We start from the raw sequence: 10336 nt of genomic DNA, 5'->3' as shown, positions 1-10336 counted from the left end.
ACGGTGCAGATCGCCAAGAGAAGCGAGTTGCACACCTTCAAGGTCATGCCCAAGCGCTGGGTGGTTGAGCGCAGCTTTGCTTGGCTGGACAAGAACCGGCGGCTATGGAAGAACTGTGAGCGATGGCTCAACACCAGCTTACAGTTCGTCCACTTGGCGTTTCTGGCTCTGCTACTCAGAAGATCGTAAACACGTTCTAAGCTTTATTACACGCAGGTCGCCGTGTTTGTTGGGTTTATTGCTATCAAAAGATGAGTGTAAGCGCCGTGCAATGCGAGCGTGGAAGGAGCGCTCAACGGTAACTGCGGGCGTCCTCGATCACGCGGCCGTCGTTGGGCAGGGAGCCGGGGCGCAGCATCTCGACATCGGCGCGCAGCCGGGTCACCTCGCGCACGGCGGCGGCGATCCGGTCGGCCAGCCCGCCCGCCGTCTCGGCGGTTTCCACGCGCAGCACCAGGGTGTCGCTGGCCATCTCGCCGCTGACCACGAGGCGGGCGCGCACCACCTGCGGAAAGCGCCGCGCCACCTCGGCCACCTGCCCGGGGTGCACGAACATGCCGCGCACCTTGGTGGTCTGGTCGGCACGGCCGAGCCAGCCGCGGATGCGCGTGTTGGTGCGGCCCGTGGGGCAGGGGCCGGGCAGCACGGCCGAGAGGTCGCCGGTGCCGAAGCGCACCAGCGGGTAGCCGGGGCTGAGCGTGGTCACCACCACCTCGCCCACCTCGCCCTCGGGCACGGGGTCGCCGGTGCCGGGGCGCACGATCTCCACGATCACGTCCTCGTCCAGCACGAGGCCCTCGCGCGCGGCGGTCTCGTAGGCGATCAGGCCCAGGTCGGCCGTGGCATAGCACTGGAAGGCCGCCACGCCGCGCCCGGCGAACCAGTCGCGCAGCGAGGGCGGCAGCGCCTCGCCCGAGACCAGGGCCTTGGCGAGGTGCGGCAGCGCCACGCCCATCTCGGCGGCCTTCTCCAGCAGGATGCGCAGGAAGCTCGGCGTGCCGATGTAGCCGGCGGGCCGCAGGTCGGCCATGGCCTGCACCTGCTGCTCGGTCTGGCCCGTGCCGGCCGCGAAGACGGTGCAGCCCACGGCCTGGGCGCCGCTCTCCATCATGGCCCCGGCGGGCACGAAGTGGTAGCTGAAGCTGTTGTGCGCGAGGTCGCCCGGGCGGAAGCCCGCCGCGTGGAGCGCGCGCGCCATGCGCCAGGGGTCGGCGCGGCGCCCCTCGGGCTCGTAGAGCGCGCCGGGGCTGGCGAACACGCGCGGCATCGCCGGCCCGAAGGCCAGCGCGCTGAAGCCGCCGAAGGGGTTCGCGGCCCGCCCCGCCTGCTGCCGCGCGAGCAGCTCGTGCTTGCGCGTGACGGGCAGCGCGGCCAGCGCGGCGCGGCTGGCGACGGCCTCCGGCTCCACGTCCGCGAGGATCTCGCCGAACGCGGCCGTGGCCGCGCGCGCATGCGCGATCTGCGCGGGCAGCGCCGCCATCAGCGCGGCCTCGCGGGCCTCGGGCGCGCGGGTTTCCTGGGCGTCGTAGGTGTCGGTCATGGTCGTTCCTCCCCAATGCATATGGTTTTGCGATCAATGCGAGGAAACGGCGCATGAAACCGGCACCGTCCTGCCCCATCCGATGGCCGCGGAGCAGGCCACGCCAGCAGACGCCGTGGAGCGGGCTTCGCCCGGCCACCAGCGTCGTACCCCTTCCCGCAGGAGAAGGGGGAAGGCGCGCAGCGCCTCAGGGGGATGCTCCGCATCTACACCAGCCAGCGCTTGCGGCGCTTGTAGCTCTTGGCGTCCTTGAAGTTCTTGCGCTCCCCGCCGCCCATGCCCAGGTAGAACTCCTTCACGTCCTCGTTGCTGGCGAGGTCCCGGGCGGCGCCGTCCATCACCACGCGGCCGCTCTCCAGGATGTAGCCGTGGTCGGCGTACCGCAGCGCCATGTGGGTGTTCTGCTCGGCCAGCAGGAAGGTGACCTTCTCGCGGGCGTTGAGGTCGCGCACGATGTGGAACACCTCCTCCACGATCTGCGGCGCCAGGCCCATGGAGGGCTCGTCGAGCAGCACCATGCGCGGGCCGGCCATGAGCGCGCGGCCGATGGCGCACATCTGCTGCTCGCCGCCCGAGGTGTAGGCCGCCTGGCTCGCGCGCCGGGTCTTCAGGCGCGGGAAATAGGCATAGACCTTCTCCAGGTTGGCCGCCACCTCGCCCCGGTCGCGGCGGGTGTAGGCGCCGGCGAGCAGGTTCTCCTCGATGGTGAGGTGCGCGAAGCAGTGGCGGCCCTCCATCACCTGCACCACGCCGCGCTCCACCAGCGCAGCGGGCGAGAGCCGCTCGATGCGCTCGCCGCGCAGCTCGATGCCGCCCTTGGTGACCTCGCCGCGCTCGCCCGCGAGCAGGTTGGAGATGGCGCGCAGCGTGGTCGTCTTGCCCGCGCCGTTGCCGCCCAGCAGGGCCACGATGGCGCCCTCGGGCACCGTGAGCGAGACGCCCTTGAGCACCAGGATCACGTGGTGGTAGATCACCTCGATGCCGTGGACCACGAGCAGCGGCGGCGCGGCGGCGGAAGCGGGGGCAGGGGCGGGAGCGGTCATGCGCGTTCCTCGGGCGGTGCCGGGGCCGAAGTACCCCGTTTTACTATCAAATAAATAGCAAACTATGCAGCAGATACGGCGGCATGGCGCCGATCCGGCTGGCGAAACGGCCCGAGGGCCGTTCCGGGGGGCTGGCGGCCCCTCAGGAGCAGCTGCGCGGCTTGATGTTCTTGTCCTTGGCGTACTTGGCCGCGTATTCCTTCACGAGCGGGTCGATGTGGGTCTTGTCGGCCTGGTACCAGCCGGGCTGGATGTTCCATTGGCCGCCGTCCCACTGCACGATGCGCGCCCAGTCGGTGCCCATGTGGTTCTGGCACGAGGTCTTCACGGGCCGCATGATCTCGCCGAAGCCCAGGGCCTTGAGCCGGTCGGCCGTGAGGTCGAGGTTCTCGAAGCCCCAGCGCACCTGCTCGGGCGTGAGCACCTTGCCCTTGCCGTACTTCTCCTGCGCGGCGCGGATGGCCTCCACCTGCAGCATCGAGATCATCATCCCGCGCGTGTGCGCCAGCGTGCCGATGCCGGTGGGCGCGCCCGTGCCCTGGCCCTTGTCGTAGACGAATTTCCTCAGGTCGTCGTGCACCTTGTCCTTCGCGGCGCTGTTGTGCAGGGTGATGGCGTTGTAGCCCTTGGCGCCCGCGCCGATGTCCTTCACGTCGTGGTCGGAGCCGGCCCACCAGATGCCGTAGATCTTCTCGCGCGGGTAGCCGCTCGCCTGCGCCTCGCGGATGCCGGCGGGCGTCATCACGCCGGCCGACCAGAACAGCACGTAGTCGGGCCGCTGCTGGCGGATCTGCAGCCAGGTGGATTTCTGCTCCACGCCGGGCGGCGTGACGGGGAAGGTGCTGAGCGTGAAGCCCTCGGCCTCGGCGCGCTTTTGCAGCAGCGGGATGGGCTCCTTGCCGTAGGGGCTGTCGTGGTAGACCAGCGCGATCTTCTTGCCCTTGAGGCTGCCCTTCTCCTTCTTGGCGATGTCCTGCAGCATCACGTCGGCGGCGGTCCAGTAGGTGCCCAGCAGCGGGAAGTTCCACTCGAACACCGTGCCGTCCACCGACTGCGAGAGGCCGTAGCCCACCGTCTCCACGGGGATCTTGTCCACGAAGGCCTTGTCGGTCACGGCGAAGGTGATGCCGGTGGACTGCGTGTCGAAGCCGGCCGCGCCGCCGCCCTTGCCCTTCAGGCGTTCGTAGCACTCCACGCCCTTGGCGGCGTCGTAGGCGGTCTCGCATTCCTCGAACGCGATCTTCACGCCGTTCACGCCGCCGTCGCGCGCGTTCACGAGCTTCAGGTAGTCCTGCTTGCCGTCGGCCCACGGGATGCCGAGCGGCGCGAACTGGCCCGTGCGATAGACGAGCAGCGGCACGAACTGCTCGCCCGCGCCCTGCGCCTGCGCCAGCGGCGCGGCGGCGATGGCCGAGAGGCCCGCCGCTGCGGCGGCGGCGATCAGTGCGATCTTCCTGGGTTGCATGGCATGTCTCCTTGGGGTGGGCACTCGGGTGGTGCGTTGGGGGATCGGAAAGGGAAGGCGGCCCGTCAGTGCGGGAACGGCCAGATGCGCAGCTTCTGCCGCGCCGTGGACCACAGCCGCGCGAGGCCGTGCGGCTCGACGATGAGGAAGAACACGATCAGCGCGCCGAAGATCATGTGCTCCAGGTGCGTGGCCGTGCCGGTGGAGATCGGCAGGCCCAGCCAGTGCGGCACGTAGTTCAGCAGCAGCGGCAGCAGCACGATGAAGGCCGCCCCGAAGAAGCTGCCCGCGATCGAGCCCAGCCCGCCGATGATCACCATGAACAGCAGCTGGAACGAGCGGTCGATGCCGAAGGCCGCCGGCTCCCACGAGCCCAGGTGCACGAAGCCCCAGAGCCCGCCGGCCACGCCCACGATGAAGCTGCTCACCGCGAAGGCGCTGAGCTTGGCGTACACCGGGCGGATGCCGATCACGGCGGCGGCCACGTCCATGTCGCGCATGGCCATCCACTCGCGGCCCACGGCGCCGCGCACGAGGTTCCTGGCCAGCAGCGCGAACACCGCCACGAAGGCGAGGCACAGCAGGTATTTCTGCACGGGTGTCTCGATGCCGGCGCCCAGGATCTGCAGGTGGCCGATGCTCACCGAGCCCGACGACGAATCGTTGGTGACCCACTTCACGCGGTTGGTGAACCAGTCGGTGAAGAACTGCGCGGCCAGCGTGGCCACGGCCAGGTACAGGCCCCGGATGCGCAGGCTCGGGATGCCGAAGAGCACGCCGAACACCGTGGCGCACAGGCCCCCGCCCAGCAGCGCGAGCAGCAGCGGCATGCCCTCAATGCGCACCTGCAGGTTGTAGGCCGCGTAGGCGCCCACGGCCATGAAGGCGCCCGTGCCCAGCGAGATCTGCCCGCAGTAGCCCACGAGGATGTTGAGCCCGATCGCCGCGAGCGAGAGGATCAGGAAGGGCACGGCGATGGCGCGGAAGAAGTAGTCGCTGCCCGCGAGCGGAATACCCACGAAGGCGATGGCCAGCAGGGCCGCCATCGCCCAGCGGTCCTGCGCGACGGGGAAGAGCGCCAGGTCGGCCTGGTAGCTGGTCTTGAACTGGCCGTTTTCGCGGTAGAACATGGTGGCCCTTTTTCAGACGCGAGGTGGGGTCTTGTACACGTGGGCGCGGCCTGCGGCCGCCGGGTGCGTCCCCTGGCCGCCCCCACCCGATGCGCTGCGCGCACCGGGCACCGACTTCGCAAGATCATCGGCCGCGTACTTCATACGCGGTCGATGATCTTGTCGCCGAAGAGCCCCTGCGGCCGCACCAGCAGGAAAGCCAGCGCCAGCACGTAGGCGAACCAGTTCTCGATGCCGCCGCCCAGGAACGGCCCGAGGTAGATCTCCGAGACCTTCTCGCCCACGCCGATCAGCAGCCCGCCCACGATGGCGCCGGGCACCGACGTGAGCCCGCCCAGGATCACCACCGGGAAGGCCTTGAGCGCGACCAGCGAGATCGAGAACTGCACGCCCAGCTTGCTGCCCCAGATGATCCCGGCCACGAGCGCCACGATGCCGCCCACCGACCACACGATCACCCAGATGCGCGAGAGCGGGATGCCGATGGACTGCGCGGCCTGGTGGTCGTCGGCCACCGCGCGCAGCGCGCGGCCGGTGCGCGTCTTCTGGAAGAAGAGCGAGAGCAGGGCCACCAGCGTGGCGGCCACCAGGGCGGCGTAGAGATCCTCCTTGGACAGCAGCAGGCCGCCCTCGAAGGTGCCCTCCAGCACGATCATCGGATCCTTGGGCATGCCCACGTCGATCTTGTAGGTGCTGCTGCCGAAGAGGAGCTGGCCCGCGCCGTCGAGGAAGTAGGTGATGCCCAGCGTGGCCATCAGCAGCGCGATGGGCTCCTGGTTCACGAGGTGGCGCAGCGCCAGCCGCTCCACCAGCCAGGCCACGCCCACCATGCACGCCACCGCCGCGCCGAAGGCCAGCACGTTGGCCAGCACCAGGCTCTCGAAGCCCAGCCAGCGCGGCAGCCATTCCGCGAAGCGCGCCATCGCCAGCGCCGCGAACAACACCATCGCGCCCTGCGCGAAATTGAACACGCCCGAGGCCTTGAAGATCAGCACGAACCCGAGCGCCACCAGCGCGTAGAGCATGCCGGCCATGAGGCCGCCGAACACCGTTTCGAGGAAGAAACCCATGCCTTTGGCTCCTGGTATCAGTGCCCGGCGCCGAGATAGGCGCGGATCACGTCGGGGTTGGCTCTTACCTCGTCCGGCGTGCCGTCGCCGATCTTTCGGCCGTAGTCGAGCACCACCACGCGGTCGGAGATGTCCATCACCACGCCCATGTCGTGCTCGATCAGCACGATGGTGGTGCCGAACTCGTCGTTCACGTCGAGGATGAAGCGGCACATGTCCTGCTTTTCCTCCACGTTCATGCCGGCCATGGGCTCGTCCAGCAGCAGAACCTGCGGCTCCATGGCGAGCGCGCGGCCCAGGTCCACGCGCTTTTGCAGGCCGTAGGGCAACTGGCCCACGGGGGCCTTGCGCCAGGCCTGGATCTCCAGGAAATCGATGATGCGCTCCACCACCTCGCGGTGGCGGATCTCCTCGCGCACGGCGGGGCCGGCGCGCAGCGCCTGCAGCAGCAGGTTGCTTTTGATCTTCAGGTTGCGGCCGGACATGATGTTGTCCAGCACGCTCATGCCCTTGAAGAGCGCGAGGTTCTGGAAGGTGCGCGCCACGCCCATCTCGGCCACCTGGCGCGAGTTCATGTGCGCGAAGGTGCGGCCCCGGAAGGTGATCGCGCCTTCCTGCGGCGCATAGACGCCGTTGATGCAGTTGAGCATCGAGCTCTTGCCCGCGCCGTTGGGGCCGATGATGGAGCGGATCTCGTGCTCGCGCACGTCGAACGAGATGCCGGTGAGCGCCTTCACCCCGCCGAAGCGCAGGCTGATGTCGCGCACGTCGAGGATCACGTCGCCGGTCTTCCTGGAAGGGGTCGTCGTCATGGCGGTCGTCAGGCGGCGCGCCGCACGGGCGGGAAGGTCTTGGCGTCCTCGATGCGCAGGGTGGCGCTCACGCGGCCCGTGCGGCCGTCCTCGAACTTCACCTGCGTCTCGATGTACTGCTCGGCGCGGCCCGCGTAGAGCGCATCGACGAGGGGCGCGTATTTCTCGGCGATGAAGCCCCGGCGGACCTTGTTGGTGCGCGTGAGCTCGCCATCGTCGGCGTCCAGCTCCTTGTGAAGCACGAGGAAGCGGTGGATCTGGCTGCCCGCGAGCAGGCCGTCGGCCGCGAGGTCGGCGTTCACCTGCTCCACGCAGCCGCGCACCAGCGCCAGCACCTCGGGCTTGCCCGCGAGGTCGGTGTAGCCCGCGTAGGGCAGGTTCTGCCGCTCGGCCCAGTGGCCCACCGCGTCGAAGTCGATGTTGATGAGCGCGCAGGCCTTCTCGCGCCCGTGGCCCAGCGCCACGGCCTCCTTGATGTGCGGGAAGAACTTGAGCTTGTTCTCCACGTACTTGGGCGCGAACATCGCGCCGTCGTGCGGGCCGCCGGCCAGGCGCCCCACGTCCTTCACGCGGTCGATGATCTTGAGCTGGCCGCTCGCGTCCAGGAAGCCCGCGTCGCTCGTGCGGTACCAGCCGTCCGGCGTCAGCACCTCGGCCGTGGCCTCGGGGTTCTTGTAATAGCCGCGCAGCAGGCCGGCCGATTTCACGAGGATCTCGCCGTTCTCGGCCACCTGGATCTCCACGCCCCGGATCGGCACGCCCACGGTGTCGGCGCGCACCGCATCGTCGGGCTGCAGGCACACGAACACCGCCGTCTCGGTGGAGCCGTAGAGCTGCTTGAGGTTGATGCCGATCGAGCGGTAGAAGGTGAACAGGTCCGGCCCGATCGCCTCGCCGGCCGTGTAGGCCACGCGCACCCGCGAGAAGCCCAGCGTGTTGCGCAGCGGGCCATAGACCAGCAGGTCGCCCGCCGCGTAGCGCAGCCGGTCCCACCAGCCCACGCGCTGGCCGCTCTGCAGCGCCGGGCCCACGCGGCGCGCGAGCGCCATGCAGGTGCCGAACAGCCAGCGCTTGACGGCTCCCGCGTCTTCCATGCGGATCGTCACGCTGGTCAGCAGCCCCTCGAAGATGCGCGGCGGCGCGAAGTAGTAGGTGGGCCCGATCTCCTTGAGGTCGATGGACACCGTGGCCGCCGACTCCGGGCAGTTGACCACGTAGCCGCAGGCCAGCCACTGCGCGTAGCTGAAGATGTTCTGCCCGATCCAGGCGGGCGGCAGGTAGGCCAGCACCTCCTCGGCGGCCGTGAGCCGGTCGAACTCGGCGCCGGCCGTGGCGCGGTCCAGCAGCGTGGCGTGCGTGTGCACCACGCCCTTGGGGTTGCCCGTGGTGCCGGAGGTGAAGAACATCGCGGCCACGTCGTCCGGCCGCACGGCCTCCACCCGCGCGGCGAGCCAGCCCGGCGCGGCATCGGCGATGCGCGCGCCTTCCTCCAGCAGCGCGTCGAGCGACGCGAGGCCGGGTTCCGCGTAGTTGCGCAGCCCGCGCGGATCGTCGTAGTAGATGCGCTCGACGGCCGGGCACTGCGCGCGGATCTCCAGCAGCTTGTCCACCTGCTCCTGGTCCTCCACCACGCAGAAGCGCACCTCGGCGTTGTGGAGCGGAAAGACGCACTCGGCCGCCACCGCGTCCTGGTAGAGCGGCACGGGGATGGCGCCCAGCGACTGCGCCGCGAGCAGGGTGGCGTAGAGGCGCGGGCGGTTGGCGCCGATCACCACCAGGTGCTCGCCGCGCGCGAGGCCCGCGGCCTCCAGCCCGGCCGCGATGCGCTCCACCAGCCGCGCGAGCCCGGCCCACGGGGTGGTCTGCCAGATGCCGTATTCCTTCTCGCGCAGCGCGGCGGCGCCGGGCCGCTCGGCCGCGTGGCGCAGCAGCAATCGGGGAAAGGTATCGCTCATGCCGGATCCTGCCGAAGGTGGAGGGAATGGTGGTGGCGGCCCCTTCTTGTCTGCAGGCACGCCATTCGCACGAATCGCCACGGATGGTAGGAACCGCTTTGACGCCGGCTTGTCTTGCCAACGACAATTTCGGGGAAACTCCTGACGGGTGTAACCCTGCATGGCGGGCCGTCCCCGGCATGCGGGGCGGCGGCGGACTTCATGCCGTGCATGAATGAAATGAATCCGCCCGGTGCGCCAGAAAGTGTTTCGCTCCCTAGCATCTTCTCCCGGGGCTGACGGCCCCGCAGGAGCCCTCCAGGCGCCGTGCCGGAGGGTGTTGTGGCGCCGGACCGCAGAGTCCGGCACGAACAGGAGGAATGAAGATGACCAAGAAACTGAGCCGATACGCTGCCTGCCTCGCGCTGCTGGGCGGCTGCGCCTCGCTGGCCCAGGCCACGCCCACCTGCACCAACCCGGTGGGCGAATGGAAGAATCAACTGGGCTCCACGCTCAATATCACGGCGGTGCAGACCACCGGGCAGCTCTCGGGCACCTACGCCTCGCCTTCGGGTACCACCGGCTCGGCCTACACGCTGATCGGGTGGGTCAACCATCCCGCACCCGCCTCTCCGGCGGCGAGCAACCTGCCCGCTTTCGCGTTCTCGGTGCAGTGGGGCGCGTACGGCAGCATCACGTCCTGGACGGGCACCTGCGATACGCCCGGCGGCGTGCCCACCATCACCACGATCTGGAACCTCGTGCGGGCGAGTTCGCAGTTCTCCTGGGACCACGTGCTGACCAACAGCGACGTCTTCATCCCCAAGTGACGGGCTGAGAAGGTGTGAAAGAACCCGCCATGGCCGCTCGACTCGCCAGAATGCGCCCGCGCTGCGTTGCAAATGCTCGCTGTGGCACGGGCCACGGCTGTGCTTTGCGCCTGGATAGGGCGCGTTCGGGCGGCCGATCGGCTCACGCCGGATTCATTCACACCTTCTAAGAACGTGTTTACGATCTTCTGAGTAGCAGAGCCAGAAACGCCAAGTGGACGAACTGTAAGCTGGTGTTGAGCCATCGCTCACAGTTCTTCCATAGCCGCCGATTCTTGTCCAGCCAAGCAAAGCTGCGCTCAACCACCCAGCGCTTGGGCATGACCTTGAAGGTGTGCAACTCGCTTCTCTTGGCGATCTGCACCGTCACATGCTCACCCAGGATGTCCTTGACGCCTTGCGCGAAGGGCTCGCCTGTGTAACCGCTGTCCGTCAGCACACTTTGCACCCGCCCCAGCGAGCGCTTGCAGCGCTTGAAGGCCGCAAGCGCTCCCTTGCGATCAGTCACTTGG

At 68.9% G+C, this 10336-nt stretch carries 10 protein-coding genes; 2 read left to right on the top strand and 8 right to left on the bottom strand.

Annotated elements, in window-relative coordinates; genetic code table 11:
- A partial coding sequence (locus AX018_RS23615; protein WP_146749431.1) for a transposase occupies window positions 1-189 on the top strand: 189 nt, incomplete at its 5' end.
- Window positions 190-292: 103 nt separating this feature from the next.
- On the opposite strand, the gene AX018_RS23610 is transcribed toward AX018_RS23615, so the two are convergent.
- The 7 genes from AX018_RS23610 to AX018_RS23580 form a co-directional block, all read right to left on the bottom strand.
- On the bottom strand, window positions 293-1540 hold the full coding sequence (locus tag AX018_RS23610; RefSeq protein WP_111882613.1) for a phenylacetate--CoA ligase family protein: 1248 nt from the start codon (window positions 1538-1540) through the stop codon (window positions 293-295).
- A gap of 206 nt (window positions 1541-1746) precedes the next feature.
- On the bottom strand, window positions 1747-2583 hold the full coding sequence (locus AX018_RS23605; RefSeq protein ID WP_111882611.1) for an ABC transporter ATP-binding protein: 837 nt from the start codon (window positions 2581-2583) through the stop codon (window positions 1747-1749).
- A gap of 142 nt (window positions 2584-2725) precedes the next feature.
- Window positions 2726-4048 carry an ABC transporter substrate-binding protein gene (locus AX018_RS23600; RefSeq protein ID WP_111882608.1) on the bottom strand — a complete coding sequence of 441 codons (1323 nt, stop codon included), beginning with the start codon at window positions 4046-4048 and terminating at the stop codon, window positions 2726-2728.
- A gap of 65 nt (window positions 4049-4113) precedes the next feature.
- Window positions 4114-5178 (bottom strand): branched-chain amino acid ABC transporter permease, encoded by a 1065-nt coding sequence (locus tag AX018_RS23595; protein WP_111882605.1) that lies wholly within the window; start codon window positions 5176-5178, stop codon window positions 4114-4116.
- Window positions 5179-5318: 140 nt separating this feature from the next.
- Window positions 5319-6248 (bottom strand): branched-chain amino acid ABC transporter permease, encoded by a 930-nt coding sequence (locus AX018_RS23590; protein WP_111882602.1) that lies wholly within the window; start codon window positions 6246-6248, stop codon window positions 5319-5321.
- A 17-nt stretch (window positions 6249-6265) separates the two neighbouring features.
- Window positions 6266-7060 (bottom strand): ABC transporter ATP-binding protein, encoded by a 795-nt coding sequence (locus AX018_RS23585; RefSeq protein ID WP_111882599.1) that lies wholly within the window; start codon window positions 7058-7060, stop codon window positions 6266-6268.
- An 8-nt stretch (window positions 7061-7068) separates the two neighbouring features.
- Window positions 7069-9015 (bottom strand): AMP-dependent synthetase/ligase, encoded by a 1947-nt coding sequence (locus tag AX018_RS23580; protein ID WP_111882596.1) that lies wholly within the window; start codon window positions 9013-9015, stop codon window positions 7069-7071.
- Between the two features lie 365 nt (window positions 9016-9380).
- Between AX018_RS23580 and AX018_RS23575 the strand changes: the two genes are divergently transcribed.
- Entirely contained in the window at window positions 9381-9824 is a 444-nt protein-coding gene (locus AX018_RS23575; RefSeq protein WP_111882616.1) for an avidin/streptavidin family protein, read from the top strand.
- Between the two features lie 178 nt (window positions 9825-10002).
- Here AX018_RS23575 and AX018_RS23570 read toward each other — a convergent pair.
- Window positions 10003-10336: transposase (locus AX018_RS23570; protein ID WP_146749430.1), on the bottom strand; the 334-nt coding region annotated here is incomplete at its 5' end.

The sequence above is a fragment of the Paracidovorax anthurii genome (assembly GCF_003269065.1).
GTDB classification, from domain to species: Bacteria; Pseudomonadota; Gammaproteobacteria; order Burkholderiales; family Burkholderiaceae_C; genus Paracidovorax; species Paracidovorax anthurii.
Note: the sequence above shows the minus strand (reverse complement) of the source record. Positions and strands in the feature narration are given on the sequence as shown.